Consider the following 24684-nt stretch of genomic DNA (forward strand, 5'->3'; position numbering starts at 1 on the left):
GCAATGCGGAACAGATTGATGGGCGGTGCCGCGATGCTGCTGGCGCTGGCGGCGACCGGCCCGGCCAGCACGCCCGCCCGGGCGCAGATCGCCTGCGACCGCGCCACCACGCCGATCGACCGCACCATCTGCGCCACCCCCGACCTGATGCAGCGCGACCGCGCTTTGGTCGAGGCCTTCCGCGCCGCCAGCGCGCGCGGCGACGCCGCGGCCCTGCGCCAGGAGCAGCGCGGCTGGCTGTCCCGCCGCGCGCGCGATTGCGGCAGCCGCCGTGGCGCCGTGCTGGAAGCCTGCCTGCGCGCCGCCTTCGACGAGCGCATCGCCGCGCTGAGCCCGCCGGCCGCTGCTGCCGCCCCTGCCCCCGCACCCGCCGCAGCCGCCCCCGCCCCGATCCCGGCCGTGCCGCGCCCGCCGCAGCGCGCCGACGCCCCCGCCCCCGCGCCCGGCCCGTTGCCGGCGACCGCCGCCCCCGCCGGCCGGGTCGAGCGCGCCGAGGGCCCCGCCACCGGCTTCGACACGCTGGTCGTCATCACCAGCCCCGGCCGCTTCGCGCTGGCCGCCGAGGCGGCGACGCCGGTCACCCTGCAGCTGGTCGACCTGCTCGCCGGCCCCGGCGAGATCTCTCCCGGCCGCGTCGATGCCTGGCTGGATCGCGGCACCTACCAGCTGCGGCTGCGCGGCGATGCTGGCGCCCCCGGCCCCGCGCGCCTGACCCTGACCCCCTTCGCCGCCCAGCCGGCGCAGCGCCTGCTGCCCGGACAGACCCTCGCCACGACGCTGGCCGACCGGCAGACCGCCGAGGCCTGGATCGTGGTGCCCAGCCGCCGCCGCATCCGCCTGGAGGCGGCAGGGCGCGCTTTGGCCGATCTGCAGCTCTGGCGCGACGGCCGCGACCTGGTGCCGCTCGCCGCTATGCCTTCAGAGATTCGCGCCGAGCCGGCGCATCCGCTGCGCCGCCTGCTGCTGACCCCGGTGCTGGAGCCCGGCAGCTACCGCCTGACCGCCGCCGGCGGACCGCCGCTGGCCTGGACCGATGGCGCGCAAGAGACCCCGCTCTGGCTGCGGCTGGACGGGCCCGCTGTCCTGGCCGAGGGCGCCTTCAGCGACCGCATCGGGCCCTTCGGCAGCAATGTCTATCGTCTCGACCACGCGCCATCGCTGCTGCAGGTCACGCTGCCGGAGCCAGCGGCCTTCTTCGCCGGCCTCTCGGTCGAGGGCCGCCTGCGCCAGCGCCTGTCGCTGACCGAGAAGAGCCGCAGCCCGGTGCTGACGCTGCGCGGCGGCCATGCCGGCGAGGTGCCCTTCGAGCTGCTCGTCGAAGGCCGCCCCGGCCAGGAATTTTCCGTGCGCGGCTTCGGCGGCCCGGCGCGGCTGGCTGCCCAGGCGCCCGGCGACTTCTTCCTGGCCGCCGAGGCGCCCGCCGCCGGCGGCGACGCGCTGCCGCTGCAGGCGGTATTGCTGCTGCGCAAATCCGGCGAGGCCGAGCGGATCATCGCCGGCCGGGCCCCGCAGCTCGATGGCCGCCGCGCCTGGCGCGGGCGCTTCAACCTGTCCGGCAGCGCCCGGCTGCTCTTCGAGGTGACCGAGGCCGGCCCCATTGCGCTGACCAGCCAGGGCGTGCCGGTCACCGCCCGGCTGACCCGCTTCGGCGCGGTGGCCGAGGGCGCCGGCCCGCTGCCGCCCTCCCCGCCCTGGGACCTGGCGCCCGGCTGGTACGGGCTGCAGCTGACGGTGGGCGACAGCGGCGGCATTGCCGACATCACCCTGGGCCGCCCTGACCTGCCGCCGCCCGCCCCCGAGCGGCAGCCGCCCGGCCCTGTCCTGCCCTTCGGCCGCCACACCCTGGCCGAGGGCGAGAGCTTCCGCCTGCTGGCCAACCAGAGCGAGGTGGCGCTGCTGGCCGCGAAGCTGCCGCTGAGCGATGCCCTGCTGCCGCTGACCCTGACCCAGCCGGCCGGCGAGGCGCTGCGCCTGCCGCGACCCGACGGCGTCGCCGCCTGGGCCGGGGGTGTCCGCCTGCCCGCTGGCGAGATTGCGCCGGTGCCGGAGGCCCGCCAGGTCACCCTGTCGCGCCCCGCCGCCGCCGTGCCCCTGCCGCCGGTGGCGCCGCAGCCCGAGCCCGACCTGCCGCTGTTGCGCCCCGGCGCGCCGCTGGCGCTCGACCTGAAGCGCGAGCAGAGCCGCGAGGTGGCGCTGGAACTCGCCGAGGGCGGGCTGCTGCGCGTCGAAAGCCTGGGCCGCCTGCAGCTCGGCGCCCGGCTGGGAACGGCCTTCCTGCCGGAGCTGGCCGAGGCCTCGGCCAATGGCCCGGGCGGCAATGTCGTGATCCAGCGCGCGCTGCGCGCCGGGCGCTACCGTCTGGCGGTCACCGCCCAGGATGGCGAGGGCCGGCTGCGTCTGCAGGCGCGCCCGGCGCCGCTGCTGGACGCGCCCACCCTGTCCCCCGGCCAGGTGCTGCGGCTGGCGCTGCCGGCCGGCCAGGGCGCCCGCGTGCCGCTGCGCATCGACCGCGCCGGCCCGCACCGGCTGGAGCTGCCCAGCCCCGGCGCGCCGCTGGCCGCCCGGCTGGAGGATGCCGCGGGCTGGCCGCTGACGGCGCCGGGGCCGGCCGATGGCCTGGTGCTCGACCTGCCGGCCGGCGAGGCCATGCTGGTGGTCGAACCGCCGCTGGCGGCGACGCCGCAGCCCGGCCGGCTGGTCGCGCGGCTGGTGCCGCTGGCGCCGCCGGCCGCCGCCATCGAGGGCGACGGCCCGCACCCGCTGCCCTTCGACCGACCGCAGGCCCGGCAATGGCGCGAGACCGCCGACCGCACCCCCGACGCCTGGGATTTTGTGCTGTTCGGCGAGGCGGACATCTCGCTGTCGCTCAGCGAGGGGATGGCCGGCCTGCTGACCGCCCGCGACGGCGGCCCGGTGTTGGCGCGGATCGGCGATGCCGCGCCCTTCTCGGGCCGGCTGCCGGCCGGGGCCTATCGCCTGGCGGCCAGCGCCATCGGCCGCAACGACCGGCTGGACTACCGCGTCAGCCTGGACAGCCCGGCGCTGCAGCCGGGCGCGCCGCGCTGCGTCACCCTGCCCGCCAGCCTGCCGCTCGCCATCGCCGAGGACCGGGTCGTCGCCCTGCAGAGCTTCGGCGCGGTGCCGCTGCGCGCCCGGCTGCTCGACGCCGAGGGGCGCCTGGTCGCCCAGCAGGCCGGCGACAGCCGCGACTGGAACCTGTCCTTCGGGGCGCCGCTGCCGGCGGGGCCGTACAGCCTGGAGCTGTCCTCGCTGGCGCCGCCCGCCGAGGGCGATGAGGAAGCGGGTTCCGAGGAGGCGCCGGAAGAGAACCTCGGCCCGGCCGCCATCCCGGCCGGCCAGGTGGAGGTGATGCTGGACCTGCCCGAGGCGCTGCCGCCCCGCCCGCTGCCGGCCGGCGCCTCGGTCACCGTCGAGGGTGCCGGCGTGCACCGCCTGACGCTGCCCGCCGCCGAGCGGCCCGGCCTGCTGCTGGCCCGCGCCGAGAATCCCGGCGGCGTGGCGCTGAGCCTGGAAGCCCCCGACCCGGCCCGCCCCGGCCAGTGGCGCGCCCTGGCCACCGCCCGCGGCACCGCGCCGGTCCTGGCGGTGCCGGCGCCGGGCGGCGCGGCCTGGCGCCTGGCGCTCTGGGCTGAGACGCCGGGCAGCGCCACCACACTGCGCGTCGCCCGCCAGGGACCGGCGCCGCAGGCGCCGGACCGGGTCACCCTGGTTGCCGTCGAGGGCTTTGCCGGGATCAGCCTCGCCGCCGTGGCCCTGCCCGATAGCCTGGCCCGCCGCCTGCCGGCGGGGGTCAGCGCCGGGTCGGCGGAAGGCGCTGCCCTGGCCCCGGCCGGCGCCGAGCCGATCCGTCCCGCCGGCGAGACGCTCTGGCTGCTGGCCGAGGGCGCTGCGCCGCCGCCCTTCGCCCTGCCGGTGGAGAATGTCGGTCCCGATCGCGCCCTGGTCCTGAACCTGGCGGCCGGGGAGACGGCGCGCCTCGCCTCGCCGCCGAACCGCTTCTGGATCGCCGAGGGCAGCGCGCCTGTCGCCCTGCAGGCCGGGCGGGGGATGGGTCTTTCGGGTACATCCTCCGTGGCCATGTCGGACGGCAAGCCGCTGGATTTGCAGTTTCTTGATGGTGGCCCGGCGCGGCTGTCGCTGCGCGCCATCGACCTGCCGGCCGCCGCCGCTGAACCCTTTCCCGCGACCGGGCTGAGCCTGCCCCCGGGCAGCGCCCGCCGCATCACCCTGCCGCCGGGGTCGAAGCGGCTGCGGGCCGAGCTCGGCGCCGGCGTGGCGCTGCTGCTGGAGGACGGCCCGGTGGCCTGGGCCGGCGCCGCCCCGCTCAGCCGCCTGGCCGAGGGCGACTGGCCGACCGCCCTGCTGGTCAATGCCGGCGAGGCCGATGCCGCGGCCGCGCTGACCCTCCTGCCGGCCGACGCCACCCCGCTGCGCGTGGCCCCCGGCGCGCCCTTCCGCCGCTTCTTCGGCACGGCCGGCAGCCTGGCGCTGACGGTCGAGGCGCAGGGTCAGCGCCTTTCCGTGGCGGGCGCCGACATTCTTTCAATCTCAGAGGCTTCCGGCCGTATCCTCAGCTCTGCCGATAGGGAGAAGCCGCTGACCGGCCGCCATGTCGTGACCCTGCGCCATGCCCCCGGCCCGGTGCTCGCCTGGCTGGACGGCGCCGAGGGCACCCTGGCCCGGCGCGACGCGGCCCTCCCCGGGCTGGTGGCGCTGGATGCCGAGGCCATCGCCCTGAACCTCGCGCCCTCCACCCCGGTGCTGCTGCATGCCGAGAGCAGCGCCCCGCTGGTGATCGCCCCGCCGGGCGGCCGGCCGGAGATCTTCGCCGCCGGCGCGGCCTTCCACCGCTTCCTGCCGGCGGGCGCCGCCGAATTGCGGCTGTTCTCGCCCGTGCCGGGCGCGCCGGGCGGGCAGCTTTCGCTCTCGGCCAGCCCGGTGCGGATGCTGGGCGAAGGCCTGGGCGAGCCACTGCTGGTCGCCCCCGGCGGTACCGCGCTCTGGGGGTTCTCGCTGGAACGGCCGGCCAGGATCGGCCTCGGCCTGCGCGCCGATCCTGACAAGGCCACGCTGCACCTGCTTGATTCTGCGGGAAAGAAGATCGGCGAAGGGCTGCTGCAGCTGGTCGACCTCCAACCCGGAACCTACCTGATGGAAGCCCGCCTGCCGCCGGATGCGCCGCCCGCTTTGCTGCGGCCGGCGATCCTCGGCCTGGCGCCGCGGCCGCAGGGCCCGCCCGACGATATCCTGCGCGCCTACCAGGCGCTGGCCGCCCAACCGTGAGCGCCCCGATGCACCGCCTCCTCGCCTGCCTGCTGGCCGCCGGCCTCGCCACCCCCGCCATCGCCCAGGCGCCCGCCGCGCCGCTCGACCGGGTGCAGCGCGCCGATGGCGCCCGGCTGGTGCCCGACCGCTTCCTGCACCGCTGGGACCCGCTGACCGTCTTCTTCGACGGTGCCCGCGGCCCGGCCGCGGGTGGGGTGGAGAACAATCCCGAGCGGCTGCTGGCCATGGACCCGCCGCTGGACGGCGAATGGCGCTGGCTGGACGGCCGCACCCTGCAGTTCCGCCCGACCGCCCCCTGGCCGGCCGGGCGGCCGGTCGGCATGACGCTGGACGGCCGCCGCCAGGTGCTGACCGCGCTGCTGCCGGCGCCGGTCGCCTCGACGCCGTCGGAGGGCGACAGCAATCTCGCCGGCCTCGACAGCCTGACGCTGAGCTTCGCCGATCCGGTGGCGCCGGATGACCTGGCCCGCCTGCTGCGCATCGAGCACCGGCCGAGCCTGGGCGATGGCCCTGCCGTCACCCTGACGCCGGCCGATGTCACCGTCAGCCCGCTGCCGGCCGGCGATGCCGCGGCCCGCTATCTGCTGCTGCTGCGCCAGCCGCTGCCGGATGGGCGCAGCGTGGCGCTGCGGCTGCTGCAATCGGCCGAGCCTGGCCTCGACCAGCCGGCCTTCACGCTGAACTTCCGCACGCCCTCGGCCTTCCTGGTGCAGGCGCTGCGCTGCGGCCCGGGCTTCGACGGCGAGGCCGATGCGGAGCGCCTGCGCTGCCTGCCGCCCGAGGCCGGCCAGCCGCGGGTGCTGTCGCTGCGCTTCTCCGACCGGCTGGCACCGCCGGACATCCTGGCTGCGCGCCAGGCGCTGCGCTTCACGCCACCGGTCGAGGATCTCGCGGTGAACCCGCGCGGAGAGCTGCTCGACATCCAGGGCCGCTTCCGCGCCGACGTCACCTACCGGCTGGAGATCGCCGCCGGGGCGCTGCGCGATGCCCGTGGCCGGCCGCTGGCGGCGCCCTTCGCCGGCCGCCTGGCCTTCGCCGCCCCCGCCGCGACGCTGCGCTGGGGCGCCAGCGAGGGCCTGGTCGAGCGGCTGGGCCCGCAGATGGTCCCGCTGCGCGGCCAGGGTTTTTCGAGTGCCGACCTGCGCATCCACCCGATCGACCCGCTGGCGCGCGACTTCTGGCCCTTCCCGGAAGAGGGCCTGACCAGCCTCGATGCCGAGGCGCCGCCGCTCGCCGGCAATGAGCCGCGCCCCTGGCAGGGGGCGGCCGCGCTCGGCCAGGAGAGGATGCGGGAGCGGCTGCGGGCGCTGGGGACGCCCTCGGTCTCGGCGATGCGGCCACTGCCGCGGCTGTCGGGCGGGGCTGAGGGGCGCTTCGGCCTGGATCTCGCCGCCGACTTCACCCGCATCGCCGGTGAGCGCCAGCCCGGCACCTACCTGCTCGGCCTGCGCCCGCCCGGCCAGGCGGAGCGGCAATGGCTGCGGCTGCAGGTCACCGACCTGTCGCTGACCACGGTCGAGGAAGAGGCCGGCATCCGCCTCACCGTCACCTCGCTGGCCACCGCCCGCCCGGTGGAGGGCACGGAGATCCGGCTCGAAGGGCTGGAGGGCGAGCGCTTCACCCTGCTCGCCCGTGGCGTCACCGATGCCCAGGGCGGCTTCCTCTGGCAGGCGCCCGCCGGCACGCCCTCGCGCCAGCGCGTGGCGCGGGAGCTGAAGCGGATCAGCCTGGTGAAGGGCGCCGACACGCTGGTGCTCGACCCGGCCCGCCCGCCGCGCAGCTTTGCCGAGGGCCGCTGGCGTGCCGGGCGCGATCCCTGGCTGGGCTGGATGGCCAGTGACCCCGCCAGCCGCCGCGTCGCCGCCGAACGGCTCTGCCACGTCTTCTCCGAACGGCCGATCTACCGCCCTGAGGAGCCGGTGCATCTGCAGGGCTGGCTGCGCCGGCTGGACCATGGTGCGCTGAGCCTGGAACGCGGCCCGGCCGAGCTGCTGGTCTCCGGCCCTTCCGACCAGGAATGGCGGTTCCCGGTGACGCCTGACGAGGCGGGCGGCTTCCACCTGCTGTTCGACGCCAGGACCGAGGCGACGGGCGACTACCGTGCCACCCTGCTGCTGCCGAATGGCGAGGCGCCGCAGGAATGCGGCAGCGTCGAGTTCAAGAAGGAAGCCTATCGCCTGCCCACCTTCGAGGTGCTGCTGGATGGCGCCGAGCGCGCGCCGCTCGACCAGCCCTTCGGCATCGGCCTGACGGCGCGGTATTTCTCGGGCGGGCTGGCGGCGGATCGTCCGATCACCTGGCGCGTCGCGCAATTCCCCGAAGCCTGGTCGCCGCCGGCGCGCGAGGGCTTCGTCTTCTCGACCGATCGCCGCTTCTCGGGGGGAGAGAGCTTCCGCGCCAGCCCGGTGCTGACCCGGCAGGCGCGGACCGATGCCGGCGGCAATGCCCGCCTGGAGCTCGACCCGACGCTGGAGCCCACCGCCCAGCCGCGCCGCTACCGCATCGAGGCCACCGTCACTGGCGATGACGACATCGAGGTGCGCGCCACCCGCAATGTCGTCGCCCTGCCCGCCTTCGTGCTGGGGATGAAGCAGGAGCGCTACCTCGCCCAGCCCGGCCGCATCGCGCCCGAGCTGCTGGTGACCGATGCCGGCGGCCAGCCGCAGCCAGGCGTCGCGGTGACCGCCAAGCTGATCCGCCGAGACTGGGTCTCTGTCCTGCAGGCCAGCGACTTCAGCCAGGGCGCGGCGCGCTACGTCACCCAGCAGACCGACACGCTGGTGACCGAGCGGCAGGTGACCAGCACGGCCGCACCTCTGGCCCTCGATTTCCAGGCCGATGCCGCCGGCGTCTATCTGGTGGAATTCTCGGCCGAGGACCGGCTGGGCCGCCGCCAGGTGCTGACCGTCGACCTGTTCATGGCCGGCCAGGGCGCCACCACCTGGCCGCGCCCGCCGGCCGAGACGGTCTCTCTGTCCACCGACAAGGCCGAATACGCTCCCGGCGAGACCGCGACGCTCCTCATCCAGAGCCCCTTCCAGGAAGCCCGCGCTTTGGTCGTCACCGAGCAGCCGGAAGGCCGCTTCGGCTATGACTGGGTCGAGATCCAGGGCGGCGTTGGCCGGGCATCGATCCCGATCCGCCGGCTGCAGATGCCGGGGATCATGGCGCATGTGCTGCTGATGCGCGGCCGGCTGCCGGGGCCGCCGCCCTCGCCCACCGCACCCTTCGACCAGGGAAGGCCGCTGACGCTGGCCGCCAGCCAGCGCATCGCCGTCAGCCCGGTGCAGCACCGGCTGCAGGTGGCCCTCCAGGCGCCGGCCAGCGTCCGCCCCGGCGCCGAGATCGAGGTGGTGCTGCGCCTCTCCGACGAGAATGGCCGCCCGATGGCCGGCGAGGCCGCCTTCTGGATGGTCGACCAGGCCGTGCTCAGCCTGGCGCGGGAGGCGCCGCTGGACCCGCTGCCCGCCTTCATCCGCCAGCGTCCTTCGCTGATGATTGCCCATGACACCCGCCGCCTGCCCTTCGGCCTGATCCCGCTGGACGAGAACCCCGGCGGCGGCGGCGCCGAGGAGGAATGGGGCCAGGAAAGCATTTCCGTTCGGCGGAATTTTTCTCCTGTTCCCGTCTACCTGCCGCGGGTGCGCGTCGGCGCCGATGGGGTCGCCCGTTTCAAGGTGACCATGCCGGACAGCCTGACCGTCTTCCGGATGCGGGCCAAGGCGGTCAGCGGCGCCGACCGCTTCGGCTTCGGCACCGGCGAGATCCGCATCCGCCAGCCGGTCATCGCCCAGCCGGCCCTGCCCCGCTTCCTGCGCCCCGGCGACCGCTTTGAGGCCGCGATCATCGCCCGGCTGATCGAGGGGCCGGCCGGCGCGGGGTCGCTGTCGGTTGCCGCCCCCGGGCTGGAAGGCGTGCCGACCGCCGATCGCGCCTTCACCTGGGCCGAAGGCCGGCCGACCCGCCTGACCCTTCCCCTGGTGGTCCCCGGCAATGCCGCCGGCAGCGTGCCGCTGCGCTTCCTGCTGCGCCGCGCGGCCGATGGCGCGGGGGATGCCATCGAGCTGACCCTGCCGATCCATCCCGACCGGCCGCCATCGCGCGAGCAGCAACTCCTGGCCCTGGCCCCCGGCGAGGCCGCCGACTGGCCGGCACCCGCCGATGCGCCGCGTCCGGGCAGTTATGCCGCGCGGCTGACCGCCTCGGCCGATCCGGCGGTGGCCCGCATCCTCGGCGGCTTCTCCGCCCTGCGCACCGATCGCTGGGGCGGCACCGAGCAGCGGCTGGCCGGGGCCTCGGCGACGCTGGCCTGGGCGCCTTTCGCGCCGCTGCTGGCCTCGGCGGGGCTGGAGGACCGGCTGGCCCGCGACACTGCCTCGACGCTGGCCGCCATCCGCGCCGCCACCGACGAGGACGGGCTGGTCGCGCTCTGGCCGCGCGCCCGTGGCAGCGTCTGGCTGACGGCGGAGAGCTTCCGTTTCCTGACCGCGGCGGCCGCCGCCGGGCAGCCGGTCGATGCCGCACTGCTCGACCGGATGGCCACCGTGCTGGGGCGCGCGCTGCGCTCCGACTACCCGCGGCTGCTGGCCGGGGAAGAGCTGCGCGAGCGCGTCGCCGCCCTGCTGGCGCTCGCCGAGGCCGGCAGGCTGGAACCCGCCTATGCCGCCGAGCTCGCCCGCCGCGCCACCCTGATGCCGACCGAAAGCCTGGCGCAGGCGGTCGCCGCCGTCGCCGCGCTGCCGGCCGACAGCCAGGCGCAGCTGCCCGGGCTGCTGGAAGAGCTCTGGCGCCGCATCCGGCTGGAAAGCCGCGACGGACGGCTGGTCTATGCCGGCATGGACGGCGCCGGCGGCAGCGCCGCGGTGCTGCCCTCCGAGACGCGGGCGCTGGCCTATGTCACGCTGGCCGTGGCCCGCGCCGCGCCGGCCGACACCCGCCTCGCCCCGCTGCGCGACGGGCTGCTGCGGCTCGGCGGTCCAAGGGGATGGGGCAATACCAATGCCGATGCGGCGGCGCTGCGGGCGCTGGCCGCGGGCTGGAGCACTGGATCGGCCGAGCTCCCGGTGGCCGCGCAGCTCGGCGGCGAGGCGCGGCAGGGCGTGCTGAACGCGGCGACCCCGCTGCTCTCCTGGGCGACCGACCGTCCCGGCCTGGACCGGCTGGAGAACCGCGGGCGCGCGCCGCTGCTGGGCCTGGCCGCCCGGCAGTATCTGGCGGCGGCCCCCGGTGCGCAGGCCCAGCCGGTGCTGCAGGGCTTCGTGGTCAGCCGCAGCCTGTGGCGGGTGCCGGCCGGCGGCGGCCCGCTGGAGCGGCTGCAGCCCGGCCCCGACGGCGTCCTCCGCCTCGCCGCCGGCGAGGTGGTCGAGGCCCGCGCTGAGCTGGTCAATCCCGAGCCGCGCAACCATGTGGCGCTCCGCCTGCCCTTCGCCGCCGGCTTCGAGCCGCTGAACCCGGCGCTGGCGACGGCGCCGGCGGAGGCGACGCCCAGCCTGCAGCCCAGCCTGCCGCCCGACTGGCAGCGCCAGGGCGACGAGGCGTTGACTGCCGTCTGGACCCGCCTGCCGCAAGGCACGGTGCAGTTGGCGGTGCGGCTGCGCGCCCAGGTCGCCGGCCGCTTCACCGAGCCGCCGGGCGAGGCCGAGGCGCTGTACCAGCCTTCGCTCTACGGCGCCTCGGCGGGGGCGGCGGTGGAGATCGCGCCCTGACCAGGCGCTTTGCCCGGCGTCTGGCCAGGGGCGCCGCGCGCTGCCTGGGCGGCGTCGGGCTGGGTGCGTTGGGGGCGGTGTGGATCGCCGCCTGCCTCGGGCGTTCGGATCTGTCCGCCCCCGACCCCACCCCCTGGCTGGCCGACCGGCACGGCGCCTTCCTGGCCCAGTTCGGCCACCAGGCCGGCGAGCGCGTCGAATACGGCTACTGGGCGCTGCCACCGCCGGAGCGGCTCGTCCGCGCCACCCTGGCGCTGGAGGACCGCCGCTTCCGCGACCATCCCGGCGTCGATCCGCTGGCGGTGCTGCGCGCGGCCTGGGGCAACCTGACCGGCCGGCCGCGCTCGGGGGCGTCCACCATCGCCATGCAGGTGGTGCGGCTGCAGCGCCCGGCGCCGCGCGGGCTATGGCCGAAAAGCATCGAGGCCGGGGCGGCGCTGCTGCTGACCGCGCGGCACGGGCGCGACGCCGTGCTGGCGCAGTATCTGCGGCTGGTGCCCTACGGCAATGGCAGCCACGGCATCGGTCATGCGGCGCGGCTGTATTTCGACAAGCCGGCCGGCGACCTCGGCTGGGCCGAGATTTCCCTGCTCTCGGCCATCCCGCAGGCGCCGACGCTGCACAATCCCTGGCGCGAGGCCGGGCTGCGCCGGGCCCGGGCGCGCGGGCTGCTGGCGCTGGACCGGCTGGCCGCGGAAGACGCCATCCCGGCCGAGGAACTGTCGACCGCCCGCGCCCAGCTGGCCGCGCTGCGCCTGCCCCCCGCCCCGCGCCGGCCGGAGGATCTCGGCCTGGTGCTGCGGCTGCAACACATGCTCGCCGAGGAGGGCGCCGAGGGCCTCGACCCCGCCGAGCCGCGGCTGCGCGCCAGCCTCGATCTCGGCCTGCAGGCGCGGCTGCGGCGGCTGGTAGCCCGCCACTGGCCGCCGCTGGCCGAGGCCGGCGCCGAGCAGGTCGCGCTGATGGCGGTCAGCCGGCGCGACAACCGGGTGCGGGTGGCGATCACCTCGGCCGGGCCCGGCACGCCGGGGGGCGGTTTCGACTACACGGCGGCGCTGCGCTCGCCGGGCAGCACGCTGAAGCCCTTCCTCTTCGGGCTGGCGCTGCAGCGTGGCCAGCTGACCCCGACCGAGATCATGGCCGATGTGCCGGACGGTGCCTCGGGCATCGGCAATGCCGACGGGCAGTTCCTGGGACCCCTGCTGCCGCGCCAGGCGCTGGCCAATTCGCGCAACGTGCCGGCGGTGACCCTGCTGCGCCGGGTCGGGCTGGAGACCACGCTCGACCATTTTCATACCCTGGGCCTGACGCCAGAAAGAAACACCGGGGCGTATTACGGGCTGGCGCTGGCGATCGGCGGGTTGCCGACGCGGCTGGACCGGCTGATGGGCGCCTATGCCGCGCTGGCGGATGACGGGGTGATGAGCGGCATCATTTGGTATGACGGCCAGCCGCGGCCGCGGCCGCGCCGCATCCTGGCCGCCGACGCGGCGCGGCAGATCGGGCTGTTTCTCTCCGACCCCCAGGCCCGGCTGCCGAGCTTCCCCCGTTACGGCCACACGGAATTCCCCTTCCCGGTGGCGTTGAAGACGGGGACCTCGCAGGGCTATCGCGACGGCTGGATGCTGGCCTGGTCGGCCGACTGGCTGGTCGGCGGCTGGGTCGGCCGCGCCGATGCCGGGCCGATGCAGGGGCTGGGCGGGGCGAATGGCGCCGGGCCGCTGGTGCAGGCGGCGATGCTGGCGCTGCACGCGGCGACGCCGGATGCGCTCCTCGCCGGCCATCTGCCGGCCCCGCAGGGCAGCGCGCCGGCTTCGCTCTGCGCCGAGAGCGGGGCGCCGGATGAAGGCCAGTGCCGCCAGGTGCTGGTCGAATGGCTGGCGCCGGGGGCGACGCCGCCGGTGATCCGCGCCAGCGCGCCGGCCGTCGCGGTGCCGCCCGGCCTCGCCATTCTGTCGCCCGAGAACAACAGCCGGATCTGGCGCAATCCGGAGACGCCGCCCGCCCTCGCCCGGCTGCGGCTGCGGGCCAGCGCGCCGCCGGGGACGCCGCAGCTGCTCTGGCTGGTCGATGGCGAGCCCTTCGCCACCGCCGCCCCCGGCGAGACGGTCTGGTGGCCGCTGCGCCCCGGACGCCACCGCATCGAGCTGCGCCTGCCCTTCGCCGAGGCCGGCCGCAGCATCAGCATCAGCGTCGAATGAGAAAGGCCCGGCGGATCGCTCCGCCGGGCCTCGTCGCGACAAGGACGGGACAGGGAATTACCAGCGGTAGGCCAGGCTCGCCAGCACGTTCAGCCGGTTGCCGTAGAAGCAGCCATTCACGCCCGAGCAGCGGCCGACATAGCGGGTATCGGCCAGGTTGCTGCCGGTCAGCGAGAACTCGAAGCCCTTCATGCTCTCGGCGAAGTGCCGCAGGTCGTAGCGCAGCCCGGCATCGAACAGCGTGGTCGAGGGCACGACCTGGCCGTTGACGTTGTCGGTCGCCGTGTTGCCCAGGTAGCGAAGGCCGGCGCCGATGGTCAGGCCCGCCAGCGCGCCACGCGCCTGGACGAAGGTGTATTCGGCATAGAGCCCGGCATTCAGCTTGGAGACGCCGGCCGGGCGGTTGCCCACCTCGCCCACGGTGTTGCTCTTGGTGATCTCCGGATCGAGCATCGAGACCTGCCCGGTCACGGTGATGCCGTTGCCGAGCTCGGCGACGCCATCGACTTCGACGCCGCGCACCCGGATCTCGCCGACCGCCACCTGCTGGAAGGCGAAGCTCGGATCGGCGGTCAGCGTGTTGGCCTGGGTCAGCTGGAAGGCGGCCAGCTGGACGAAGCTGCGCATCCCGGTCGGCTGCAGCTTGATGCCCAGCTCGTACTGCTCGCCCTCCAGCGGCTTCCAGGCATTGCCGGCGCCGTCGGTGCCGATCTGCGGCTGGAAGGAGCGGGCATAGGAGGCGTAGGGCGCGATACCGTTGTCGAACAGGTAGAGCGCACCGAGCCGCCAGGTGAAGGCGTCGTCATTCTGATAGCGGCGGGCGCCGGCCGCATCGCGGTCCTCGATGTCCGAATAGGCCCAGTCCTGGCGGATGCCGGCCAGCAGCACCAGCTTGTCGAGCCGCATCTGGTCCTGCAGGTAGAGGCCGTACTGGCTGTTCACCTGGCGGACATTGTCATAGGGCGCCGGCAGGGCAGCGATCGGCGCGCCATAGACCGGGCGGAACACGTCGAGGGCGCTGCCAGCCGAGAACTGCTGCGCATTGCGGTAGTTGATCTGGCTGTAGTCGAAGCCGGCCAGCAGGGTGTGGCGCAGCGCGCCGGTGGTGAACTCCGCCTTGACCTGGTTGTCCACCTGGATGGCGTTGGTGTCGACATTGGCGCGGTAGTTGTAGCGGCTCAGCGTGCGCTGGTCGGCCTGCAGCCCGCCGCCATAGACCTGGTCCCAGTTGATGCTGGCGCGCGAGTAGCGCAGGTTCTGCTGCACCGACCAGACATTGTCGAAGCGGTGCGAGAACTCGTAGCCGGCGCCGACCTGGGTGCGGTTGAAGCGGTCGAAATCCGGCTCGCCGGTGAAGCGGTCGCGGGCGATGCGGCCGAAGATCGTCGGCTTGACCGTGCCCTCATAGGGCAGGAACTGGTTCCCCGAGGTGCGGTCGCGCTGGTAGAAGGTCAGCACCGTCAGCTGGGTGTTGTCGGTCGGCCGGAAGGTCAGCGAGGGCGCCAGGAAGATGCGGTTGTCCTGGACATGGTCCACCGCCGTGTCGCTGTCGCGCACCAGCCCGGTGATGCCGTAGAGCCACTTGCCGTCCGCCGTCAGCGCGCCGGTCGCGGTGCCCTGGGCCTGCAGCCTTCCATGGCTGCCGGTGGTCAGGCGGACCTCGCCGGCGGGCACGTCGCTCGGCCGGCGCTGCACCATGTTGACCAGGCCGCCCGGCGCGATCTGGCCATAGAGCACCGAGGTCGGGCCGCGCAGGATCTCGTAGCGCTCGAGCCCGTAGGTCTCGAAGACGGTGCCGGCATAGCCGGTGTTGTAGCGCAGGCCGTTCAGAAAGATGCCGTTGTCCTGGGCGTTGAAGCCGCGGATCTGGAACCAGTCGGTGCGCGCGTCGGTGCCATAGTTCTCGCCGCGGACGCCGGCGGTGTAGCGCAGCGCCTCGCCCAGCGTCTGCGCCTGGCGGGCGTCGATCTGGTCGCGCGGCACCACCGAGATGGATTGCGGGTTCTCGATCAGCGGCGTGTCGGTCTTGCTGCCGGTGATCTCCTGGCGGGCAACGAAGCCACGCACCGGGTCGAGCGCGCGCTCGGCCTGGGTGGAGACGTCGACCTCCGGCAGCAGCATCTGGGCCGGGGCCGTTCCCTGGGCGAACCCCTGGGCAAAGGCCGCGACCGGCGACAGCGCCGTGGCAGCCAGCAGCCCGAGCAGGCGCCGGCCGCGCTGGCTGGTGAAGGTCGACAGCATCCCTGGTTCTCCTGGCAGGCCGGGGCCGGCCAGCAAGGGATGTCCGGCGGGCCTCGTGAAGGCATGCCGCCGCATAACTAAGAATGACTATCAGAAGCAACGGCTGTTTCGGGATCGCGTGCGAGAATGTCACGGGCTGTGGCGGAATGGCCTCAGCCCGCGTCGCGCGTCAGGCGAATTCCGGGAAGGCTGCCGGCACGCCACGGCCCTTCCGGCCTGGGGAGGCTGGCGGCCGGCCCTCCGGCTTCGCGCCGCTGCGCTCCAGGGCGGTCGGGGCAAAGGCCGGGAAAGGCGCGTCCTCCTCGTAGCGGGCGTCGGAATAGAGCAGCTTGATCCCGTTATCGCTGCGGAAGACCGGTTCGCCCTGGTTGGTGCGGCCCAGATAGGTGGCCAGGAAGGCCGAGCCGCTGCCGGTCTCGATCACCAGCGCCGCCCCGGGATGGGTGGGCGGGGTGACGCTGATGGCGAAGCCGCGGTCGGACTCGTCCGGCCAGACCCATCCGGCGACATCGGAATAACGATGGGCGAAGCGGATGACGTTCATGATGTCGTTCTCTCCCTTTCGGAAGAGGATATGTAATAAAACTGATAAAATCCGTCACGGGTTCGTGAGTTTGCCCGGTTTTCTCGTTTTTACTTCGTAGTCACTCCGGCTGAATTTTCTATTCTTTCTTCGGAACGTCGCCTCCCTGCCCCGCAGCGGTCGCGGGACAGGGATTTCCAGGGCGAGGCTCAGCGCCCCGGCAGCAGGTCGGCGAGCGCGATGCTGCTGCCCATGGCCAGGTAGCCGGCACGGTTCGGATGCAGCTTGTCGCCGGCGGCGCCGGTGGTGGAATCCGGCACCATCTCCGGCCGCAGCCCGCCGGTCGCCGGGTCGCGGGTCACCGCGTCGAAATCCACCACCGCGTCGAACAGGCCGGAGGAAGCCAGGAAGGCGTTCAGGCCGCGCCGCTTCTCGTCCTGCTCGGCATGGCCATGCGCCGGGCTGCTGCTGCCCAGCGCCGGGGTGACGGTCGCCGCCACCAGGCGGATGCCGGGCACCGCCTCGCGCAGCCGGCGGACGCCCTGGCGCATGCCCTCCTGCACCGCTTCCAGCGTCGCATTGCCGTTGCGGCTGAAGTCGTTGGTGCCTTCCAACCAGACCAGCGTCTTGACGCCCGAGAGGCTGATGACGTCCCGCTCCAGCCGGTCCAGCGCCGACGGGCCGCCGGGGAAGGGCTTGTCGACCGAATAGCTGGCCGGCCCCACCACCTGGTTGCCGCCGATGCCGGCATTGACCACGGCGACGCGGTTGCCGAGCCGGGCATGCAGCCGGCGCGACAGCACATCCGGCCAGCGGTCGTCGCCATTCATGGTCGAGGCGGTGCCGTCGGTGATGGAATCGCCAAAGCAGACGATGACCGGCGTGCCGGCGGGCGCCGTCATGTCCACCGCGTCGAGGAAGAACCAGGAGGCGGTGGAGAAGGGGAAGGCCTCCTCCCCGTCCTGGCCGCCCACCGCGCCACTGCCCGGCGGGCTGACATAGGAGGTCTGCAGCGCCTTGGCGTGCCAGGTCATCGGGCCGCTGCTGCCCTCGACGGCGAAGGAGACGGCGAGCTTGCGGCCGGCCAGCATCGGGCTGTCGGGATCCGCGGCGAAGGGCAGCTCGACCGGGTCGGACCAGACCTGCCCACCGGGGGCGATGGTGACGCCCGCCTGGCCGCCGAAGCGCACCGGCCGGTTGCTGCCCGGCACCAGGGCGGCGCCGCCGAGCTGCAGCCCGGCATGCACGCTGCCCAGGCGCAGCGGCCGGCTGCCGAAGGCGTTCGAGAAGCGCAGGCGCGCGCTGCGGCCCCAGAGGTCGGGGCGCAGCACCAGGCGGAAGCTCTGGTCGCGGGCGCCCTCGGCGGCATCGGGAAAGGCGAAGGACTGGTTCGGCTGGGCCGAGGGATTGCCCACCGGATAGGGGCCCTGCACCGAGCCGGTCCAGGCGGTGGCCCAGCCCTGCCCCGCCGGCAGGGCGGCGCTGGCGGCGACCGGGGTCGCGGCGGGGCTCTGGGCCAGGGCGCGGCCGGCCGGGGTGCCCCCCGCCGCGGCGGTCGAGGCGAGCAGCATCATTCGGGAAAGATCCCTGCGCTTCATGGCGGCATGTCCTCTCTGCACCCGGCTCTGCGTCCGGCGGTGCCACAGTTCCACGCTTCCGCGCCGCAGCCTAGGGCCGCTGGTCTCGGCAGGGCGCCGCGCGATCATGGCTGCGATGCCCCCGGGCGCTCTGGTCGGGCGGCGGGCCGGCGCCTAGGCTGGCGGCAAATGTGAGGAAAGCCAGGAATGGATCGGCATGAGCGCCTGCTGCTGGCGAAAATCTCCGGTGCGCATCTGGTCAGCCACCTGCATATCCTGATCCTGCCGCCGCTCTTCCCGCTGCTGCGCGACAGCATGGGCGTGGGCTTCGTCGAGCTCGGCCTGGCGCTGACCATCTTCAACGTGGTCTCGGCGGTGACCCAGACACCGGTGGGCTTCCTGGTCGACCGCGTCGGGCCGCGCCGGCTTCTGGTGGCCGGGCTTTGCCTCGGCTCCTGCGCCTTCGTCTCGGTCGGGCTGGTCGGCAGCTACACCTGGCTGCTGGTGGCGGCGGCGCTGGCGGGGGGGGCGAACAGCGTCTACCACCCGGCCGATTACGCCCTGCTGTCGAAGGGCATCAGCGAGGAGCGCATGGGCCGCGCCTTCTCGATCCACACCTTCGCGGGCTTCTTCGGCGGCGCGATCGCGCCGCCCCTGGTGCTTGGGCTGGCGGCCGGCTTCGGGCTGCAGACGGCGCTGATCGTCGCCGGCGCCACCGGCTTCATCGCCGCCCTGCCGCTGCTGCGCGCCGATCCGGCGGCGGCGGCCGCGTCCGCGCCGCGGCGGGCCGTGGCGAAGCCGGGGGCGGTGCGCAGCGCCGCGCTGTCCGGGCCGATCCTCGCCCTGACCTTCCTGTTCATGCTGCTCAGCCTGACCAATGGCGCGATGCAGAACTTCTCGGTGGCGGCGCTGAACGCCGGCTATGGCGTGGCGCTGGAGCCGGCGAATGTCGCGCTCACCGCCTATCTGCTGCTGAGCGCCTTCGGCGTGCTGGCGGGCGGCATCGTCGCCGACCGCACGCGGCATCATGGCGCGGTGGCGGCGCTGTCGCTGGGCGCGGCCGGGCTGCTGGTGCTGCTGGTGGCGCTGGTGCCGATGCCGCCGCTGCTGCTGGTGCCGGTCTTCGGCCTGGCCGGCTTCCTCTCCGGCCTGATCACGCCCTCGCGCGACATGCTGGTGCGTGCCGCCTCGCCGCCGGACGCGGTGGGGCGGACCTTCGGCATCGTCTCAACCGGCTTCAACATCGGCGGCGCGGTCGGCCCGCTGGTCTTCGGCTGGCTGCTGGACCATGGCCGGCCGGAATGGGTGTTCCTGCTCGGCGTCCTGTTCATCGCCGCCACGGTGGTGACGGCCTTGGCGACCGAGCCGCGCGCCAAGCAGCGTCCCGCGCTGGAGCAGGGCGCCGACTGACAGAAGAAGATGAGGGAGGTCTGGAGGGAGAATTCCTTCTCCCTCCAGCCTTGCTTACTTCTTCACGTCGTCTTCCTGGCCTGGACTTTCAAGATCGCGGTTTCGCGTTGCCGCCATGCTCCAGCCCGATGCTTGGCGTGTCCTCTGCCCCGTCCCATCTGCTCGCCTGACGTATGAGGCCGAGCCGATGTCGAGACCGACTGCCCATCTGATGTGGGCCGATGCCCTTGCCCTGATGAGCCGAGCCGAGCAGCTGCGCCGCGGCTTCTTCCAGCCTGCCGCGGCCGGCTGGGAGCCGCCGGTCGACCTGCTGGAGACCGAGGGCGCCCTGGTGATCGTCGTCGCCCTGCCCGGTGTCACCGCCGGCGATGTCGAGCTGGTCGTCGGCGGCGGCGAGATCGCCATCCAGGGTCTGCGCCGCCTGCCGCCCGCGCTGCGCCACGCCCGGGTGCACCGGATGGAGCTGCCGCAGGGCCGCTTCGAGCGGCGCGTCACCCTGCCTCCCGGAACATTCGAATTGTCGCGGCGCGAGCTGGCCGATGGCTGCCTGACCATCGTGCTGCGGAAGGTGGCCTGACATGGACACGCTGAATTCCTCTTCCCCGACTTCTTCCTCTCCCCCGGCCGATACCCTGCTGCTGGCGGCGCTGCCGGAGCTGGTGCTGTTCCCCGGCATGGTGGTGCCGGTCTCGGCCGACCAGGCCGGCAGCGCCGCCGCGCTGCAGGAAGCGGCGCGGCAGGGCCGCAGCCTGGCGGTGGTGCTGCCGCGCGAGGGCCGCAGCGGCCAGGCGCTGGACGACCTGCACCCGATCGGCACCGAGGCGCGGCTGCTGCGCTATGTCACCTCGCCGGACGGCAAGACGCATACCGCGATCCTGCAGGGCCTCGGCCGCGTCCGGCTGCTGGCCGAGCCGGAGGCGGGCAGCGTGCGGGTGGAGCGCCTCGCCGACCCGGCCGGGCCGGGCAATACCGAGCTCGCCGCGCGGATGCACCGGCTGCGCGAGCAGGCGCTGGAGGCGCTGCGGCTGATCGGCCAGGCGCCGCCCGAGCTGATCGCCTCGCTGCAGGGGCTGGAGGAGCCGGGCCCGCTGGCCGACACGGTCGCCGCGCTGATCGACGTGACGCTGCCGCAGAAGCAGGAGATCCTGGAGACGCTGGCGCTGCCGGCGCGGCTGGACCGCGTGCTGTGGCACCTGGCCTATCGCCTGGAGGTGCTGCGGCTGTCGGCCGATATCGGCCGGCAGACGCGCGAGACCATGGAGGGCCGCCAGCGCGAATTCATGCTGCGCGAGCAGCTGAAGACCATCCAGAAGGAGCTCGGCGAGGGCGACGAGCAGGGGCCGGAAGTGGCCGCGCTGCGCGAGAAGCTCACGGCCGCCGGCATGCCGGAGGAGGTCGAGCGCCAGGCGATGCGCGAGCTGCGCCGGCTGGAGCGCATGCCCGAGGGCAGCGGCGAGGCCGGCATGGTGCGCAGCTACCTGGAGACCCTGGCGGAGCTGCCCTGGAAGCTCGGCGAGGCGCCGGCGATCGACATCGCCAAGGCGCGTGCCGTGCTCGAGGAGGAGCATCATGGCCTGGAGAAGATCAAGCGCCGCATCCTGGAGTTCCTGGCGGTCCGCAAGCTGAACCCCGAGGGGCGCAGCCCGATCCTCTGCTTCGTCGGCCCGCCGGGCGTCGGCAAGACCTCGCTCGGCCAGTCGATCGCGCATGCGCTGGACCGGCCCTTCGTGCGGGTGGCGCTGGGCGGCGTGCATGACGAGGCGGAGATCCGCGGCCACCGGCGCACCTATGTCGGCGCGCTGCCGGGCAATATCATCCAGGGCATCCGCCGCGCCGGGGCGCGCGACGGGGTGATGCTGCTGGACGAGATCGACAAGCTCGGCGGCGGCGGTTTCCAGGGCGACCCGGCCTCGGCGATGCTGGAGGTGCTCGACCCCGAGCAGAATTCGACCTTCCGCGACGCCTATCTGGGGGTGCCCTTCGACCTCAGCCGGGTGCTGTTCATCGCGACGGCCAACCAGCTGGACACCATCCCGGGGCCGCTGCGCGACCGCATGGAGATCGTCGAGCTGTCCGGCTACACCGCCGAGGAGAAGCAGGCCATCGCCCGGCGCTACCTGGTGCCGCGCCAGCTGAAGCAGAACGGGCTGTCGGTCGAGCAGGCCAGCCTGCCGGACGACACGCTGACCCGCATCGTCGAGGACTATACGCGGGAGGCCGGCGTGCGCGGGCTGGAGCGGGAGATCGGCGCGGTGCTGCGCAGCGCCGCGATGCGCGTCGCCGAAGGCGAGGCGACGCCGATTCCGCTGCCGCCCGAGGCGCTGTCCTCCATCCTGGGGCCGAGCCGCTTCGACCCCGAGGTGGCCGGGCGCAGCGCGCTGCCCGGCGTGGTGACCGGCCTGGCCTGGACCCCGGTCGGCGGCAGCATCCTGTTCGTCGAGAGCACGCGGGTGCCCGGCAGCGGGCGGCTGATCCTGACCGGGCAGCTGGGCGACGTGATGAAGGAAAGCGCCCAGGCGGCGCTGACCCTGGTGAAGGGGCGCGCGGAACGGCTGGGCCTCGATCCGGCGGTCTTCGAGCGCAGCGACATCCACGTCCATGTCCCCGCCGGCGCCACGCCGAAGGACGGGCCCTCGGCCGGCGTCGCGATGTTCCTGTCGCTGTCGTCGCTGCTGCTCGGCCGGGCGGTGGCGCCGGCGGTGGCGATGACCGGCGAGGTCAGCCTGCGCGGGCTGGTGCTGCCGGTGGGCGGCATCCGCGAGAAGGTCACCGCGGCGGCGCGGGCCGGCATCACGACCGTGATGCTGCCGGCGCGCAACCGCCGCGACTGGGACGACATCCCGGCCAGCGTCAAGGCGAAGCTGCGCTTCGTCTGGCTGGAAACGGTGGACGATGCCCTGGCCGAAACCCTGCCTCCCGAAACCCTGCCGCGCGAGGCGGTCCCGGCCTGATCGCCGGCGCGCGGCGGCGGGTCAGCCGCCGCGCGCCACCTCCGTGTCGAGATAATCCAGCAGCGCCGGGCGGAACGGCAGCAGGCTCTTGTAGCGCGCCATCGCCGGTGGCAGGGCCAGGACGGCCTCGCGCAGCCGGGCGGCCTCGCCGGGCAGCGCCGTCACCTGGGCCAGCGGCGTGACATGGATGCGGATGCCGAAGACCACCAGCCCGCTCTCCGGCAGGCGGCGGAAGCTCTGGCGCTCCACCCGCAGCACCAGGCTGCTGCCGGCATTGCCGGCGGTGACCGTGCCGGCCGGCTCGGCGCGGTCATGGCCGCTGGGCTGGAACAGGGCGGCGTCGTCGATCACCGACCAGTTCAGCCGCACCGCCAGACGTCCCGGCTTCAGCAGGCCAATGAAGCGGTCCACCGGCCGCTGCAGCTGCTCGCCATAGAAGGGCACCGGCTGGTGCACCAGGCCCAGCGGCCGGCCGAGCTTTTCCGCCAGGCGCCAGCGGCTCGGGAAGCAGAGCGCCGCGCCGACCAGGTGGATCTCCCCGGCTTCCTGCCGCAGCAGGCAGAAATCCTCCTGCACCAGGCCGCCGAGGGCGGCCAGCGGATCCGGCGTCGCCAGCGCCTGCCGCGTGCCGTCCAGGCGGTTCTCCAGCACGCCGCCAGCGCTGTCGAACCAGCCGGGGTAGCGTCGCGGCAGATGCGCGGCCAGCATCGCCAGAAGCTCCTGCTGCGCCGCCTCGGTGCCGGGCAGCGCGCCGATCACCTCGGCGCGGCGGGTGGCGATCAGCCGCCGCCGCTCGGCCAGCTGCGCCGGATAGGTGGCGTCGATCTCCAGCCATTCGACCTCCGGCACCGACTGCAGGCCAAGCGCCATGCGGAAGGCGCCGGTCTCATAGGGCAGGTGCAGAAGCGGCGGCGGCAGTGGGGGGCGCGACAAGGCGGATGGCAGATCCGGGGGCATGCAGGGTGGCTCGTGCAGGGAAGGCGGGAGGATCCTGCCGATCCCTGGCACGGCGGGGCAAGGGGTCAGTCGCGGGGCGGGGCCTGTGCCGCGGTCGCCCCGGCGCCCTCGGGCACCGACCAGAGGCCGCGCCCGGCGCGCCGCGCCTCGGCCTCGATCGCCAGCAGCACCGGATCGCCGGCCTGCCGCCGCGACACCCGGGCGGCGCCCAGCCGCAACATCACCTGCCCGGCCTCGCGCCCGCCGATGAACAGCTTGCCGACCGGCTGCGCCGCCGCGTCCACCCCGGTCACCAGCACGATGGCGTCCTGCTGCCAGGCCAGCGCGGTCAGCGCCTGGCGCGCATGCTCGCCGAACGGCTGGTCGAGCGCGGGCGCCTCGATATCGGCCAGCCGCAGCCGCAGCCGCCGCTGGTCGTGCAGCAGCAGGGTCAGGCTGTTGCCGTCATGGATATAGATGACGCGGCCGGCCGTCTCGTGCGGCGCGGCCGCTGCCTGAGGGGCCAGCAGCAGGAAGAGGGCCATGCGGCGGGAGAGCGGCGGCATCGCGCCAGCTTAGACGGTGGCCCCTTAACCGTGTGTAAGACCGAACCGGTTCTAGCTGCGCCTCGGGCGCGGGAGAGGGAGGATCGGCGTGCGGCATGGTCAGTCGGCGGGGAGCCACGACGGGATGGGGCGGCGGCGGCTGCTGGCCGGTGCCGGCGGCCTGCTGGCGGCAGGCGGCGCGGCGCCGGCGCTGGGCCTGCCGCGGATCCTGCCCGACTTGCCGGGTCAGCAGGGGACGGCATTCCCGGCCCGGAGCGGCCTGCGGGGCATCACCCTGGTGGTGCCGACCGCCCGCGCCGGCACCACGGATTTTGCGGCCCGGCTGCTGGCGCCGCTGCTCGCCCGCCGGCTGGGCCAGCCGGTCGCGGTGGAGAACCGCGCCGGCGCCAATGGCGCCGCCGGCACGGTCTCCGTCGCCGCCGCGCCGCCCGACGGCCGCACGTTGCTGGTGCAGTATTCCGGCTATCACGTCGCCATCCCGGCCATGCTGCCGGGGATCGGCTACGACCCTCTGCGCGACTTCGTCCCGGTCGGCCTGCTGCTCGACAGCCCGCAGGTGCTGTTCGCCCATCCCTCGGTCCCGGTGCGCGACGCGGCGGAACTGGCCGAGTACGCCCGCCAGCACCCCGGCACGCTGGGCTTCGCCTCCTCCGGGCCCGGCTCGATCCAGCATCTCGGCATGGAGCTGTGGAAGCTGCGCACCGGGACGGATCTGCGCCATGTCCCCTATCGCGGCACCGGCCAGGCGACGCAGGACCTGCTGAACGGCAAGGTGGCGCTGTTCATGACGACCCCGCCGCCGCTGATGCCCTATGTCGCCGATGGCGCGCTGCGGGCGCTGGCTATCACCTCGGAGGAGCGCCACCCCTCGCTGCCCACGGTGCCCACGCTGATCGAATGCGGCCTGCCGGGCTTCGTGCTGCTGGCCTGGTTCGCCATCTTCGCCCCCGCCGCGACGCCGCCGCCGATCCTGGCGCGTCTGCAGGCAGCGGTCGCCGAGGCGGTGATGGAGCCGGAATTCCACGACCGCGCGGAAAGCCTCGGCGCCATGGTGCGGGTGCTGTCGCCCGCGGCGCTGACCGCCCGCGTGACCCGCGAGCTGGCGAAGTGGCGGGCGGTGGTGCAGGCGGCGGGGATCCGGGGCGGGGAGTGATCGCCCTCCCGTGAACGCTTTATACAAGTTTTGGAAAGTCTGACGTAACGGGTCCCTCGTCAGCGCTATCGTTTCGATCTAAGTTCGTCCTCCCCGCCGCGCCGCCGAATACAT

At 74.3% G+C, this 24684-nt stretch carries 12 protein-coding genes; 7 read left to right on the plus strand and 5 right to left on the minus strand.

Translation table 11 applies throughout. The annotated features are described in order from the left end of the window. Positions 1 to 3 precede the first annotated feature (3 nt). The 3 genes from WFI16_RS09615 (at position 4) to WFI16_RS09625 (ending at position 13213) form a co-directional block, all read left to right on the plus strand. Positions 4 to 5304, plus strand: coding sequence for a lysozyme inhibitor LprI family protein (locus WFI16_RS09615; protein ID WP_419897607.1), 5301 nt, complete (start codon positions 4 to 6; stop codon positions 5302 to 5304). A gap of 8 nt (positions 5305 to 5312) precedes the next feature. Further along, positions 5313 to 11012 carry an alpha-2-macroglobulin family protein gene (locus WFI16_RS09620; RefSeq protein WP_419897608.1) on the plus strand — a complete coding sequence of 1900 codons (5700 nt, stop codon included), beginning with the start codon at positions 5313 to 5315 and terminating at the stop codon, positions 11010 to 11012. Between the two features lie 77 nt (positions 11013 to 11089). Continuing rightward, positions 11090 to 13213 (plus strand): transglycosylase domain-containing protein, encoded by a 2124-nt coding sequence (locus WFI16_RS09625; protein ID WP_419897780.1) that lies wholly within the window; start codon positions 11090 to 11092, stop codon positions 13211 to 13213. Between the two features lie 57 nt (positions 13214 to 13270). Here the strand turns inward: WFI16_RS09625 and WFI16_RS09630 are convergent, their stop codons facing one another. From WFI16_RS09630 to WFI16_RS09640, 3 genes are all read right to left on the minus strand, one after another. Further along, positions 13271 to 15454 carry a TonB-dependent siderophore receptor gene (locus WFI16_RS09630; RefSeq protein ID WP_419897609.1) on the minus strand — a complete coding sequence of 728 codons (2184 nt, stop codon included), beginning with the start codon at positions 15452 to 15454 and terminating at the stop codon, positions 13271 to 13273. Positions 15455 to 15623: 169 nt separating this feature from the next. After that, positions 15624 to 15998 carry a hypothetical protein gene (locus tag WFI16_RS09635; RefSeq protein WP_419897610.1) on the minus strand — a complete coding sequence of 125 codons (375 nt, stop codon included), beginning with the start codon at positions 15996 to 15998 and terminating at the stop codon, positions 15624 to 15626. Positions 15999 to 16186: 188 nt separating this feature from the next. Then, positions 16187 to 17551: a GDSL-type esterase/lipase family protein gene (locus WFI16_RS09640; RefSeq protein ID WP_419897611.1), complete on the minus strand. Its 1365-nt coding sequence runs from the start codon at positions 17549 to 17551 to the stop codon at positions 16187 to 16189. Positions 17552 to 17761: 210 nt separating this feature from the next. On the opposite strand from WFI16_RS09640, the gene WFI16_RS09645 reads away from it, so the two are divergent. The 3 genes from WFI16_RS09645 to lon all read left to right on the plus strand — a co-directional run bounded on the left by WFI16_RS09645 (position 17762) and on the right by lon (position 21915). Beyond that, entirely contained in the window at positions 17762 to 18964 is a 1203-nt protein-coding gene (locus WFI16_RS09645) for an MFS transporter (protein WP_419897612.1), read from the plus strand. A 187-nt stretch (positions 18965 to 19151) separates the two neighbouring features. Beyond that, positions 19152 to 19541 (plus strand): Hsp20/alpha crystallin family protein, encoded by a 390-nt coding sequence (locus tag WFI16_RS09650; protein WP_419897613.1) that lies wholly within the window; start codon positions 19152 to 19154, stop codon positions 19539 to 19541. A 1-nt stretch (position 19542) separates the two neighbouring features. Then, positions 19543 to 21915, plus strand: coding sequence for an endopeptidase La (gene lon / locus WFI16_RS09655; RefSeq protein WP_419897614.1), 2373 nt, complete (start codon positions 19543 to 19545; stop codon positions 21913 to 21915). Between the two features lie 21 nt (positions 21916 to 21936). Here lon and WFI16_RS09660 read toward each other — a convergent pair whose 3' ends face one another. Beyond that, a complete protein-coding gene (locus WFI16_RS09660; protein WP_419897615.1) occupies positions 21937 to 22848 on the minus strand; it encodes a heme-dependent oxidative N-demethylase family protein in 912 nt (303 codons plus the stop codon). 89 nt (positions 22849 to 22937) lie between these two features. Beyond that, entirely contained in the window at positions 22938 to 23417 is a 480-nt protein-coding gene (locus WFI16_RS09665; RefSeq protein ID WP_419897616.1) for a thermonuclease family protein, read from the minus strand. Positions 23418 to 23505: 88 nt separating this feature from the next. On the opposite strand from WFI16_RS09665, the gene WFI16_RS09670 reads away from it, so the two are divergent. Beyond that, positions 23506 to 24570: a Bug family tripartite tricarboxylate transporter substrate binding protein gene (locus WFI16_RS09670; protein ID WP_419897617.1), complete on the plus strand. Its 1065-nt coding sequence runs from the start codon at positions 23506 to 23508 to the stop codon at positions 24568 to 24570. Positions 24571 to 24684 lie beyond the last annotated feature (114 nt).

Origin of the sequence: Roseomonas sp. USHLN139 (assembly GCF_037145735.1) — a bacterium.
Lineage (GTDB): Bacteria > Pseudomonadota > Alphaproteobacteria > Acetobacterales > Acetobacteraceae > Pseudoroseomonas.

Bases quoted from the DNA above. Each gene is read 5' to 3' on its own strand.
- WFI16_RS09615 (WP_419897607.1), top strand. From the start codon at position 4: ATGCGGAACAGATTGATGGGCGGTGCCGCGATGCTGCTGGCGCTGGCG.
- WFI16_RS09620 (WP_419897608.1), top strand. From the start codon at position 5,313: ATGCACCGCCTCCTCGCCTGCCTGCTGGCCGCCGGCCTCGCCACCCCC.
- WFI16_RS09630 (WP_419897609.1), bottom strand. From the start codon at position 15,454: ATGCTGTCGACCTTCACCAGCCAGCGCGGCCGGCGCCTGCTCGGGCTG.
- WFI16_RS09635 (WP_419897610.1), bottom strand. From the start codon at position 15,998: ATGAACGTCATCCGCTTCGCCCATCGTTATTCCGATGTCGCCGGATGG.
- WFI16_RS09640 (WP_419897611.1), bottom strand. From the start codon at position 17,551: ATGATGCTGCTCGCCTCGACCGCCGCGGCGGGGGGCACCCCGGCCGGC.
- WFI16_RS09645 (WP_419897612.1), top strand. From the start codon at position 17,762: ATGGATCGGCATGAGCGCCTGCTGCTGGCGAAAATCTCCGGTGCGCAT.
- WFI16_RS09650 (WP_419897613.1), top strand. From the start codon at position 19,152: ATGTCGAGACCGACTGCCCATCTGATGTGGGCCGATGCCCTTGCCCTG.
- lon (WP_419897614.1), top strand. From the start codon at position 19,543: ATGGACACGCTGAATTCCTCTTCCCCGACTTCTTCCTCTCCCCCGGCC.
- WFI16_RS09665 (WP_419897616.1), bottom strand. From the start codon at position 23,417: ATGCCGCCGCTCTCCCGCCGCATGGCCCTCTTCCTGCTGCTGGCCCCT.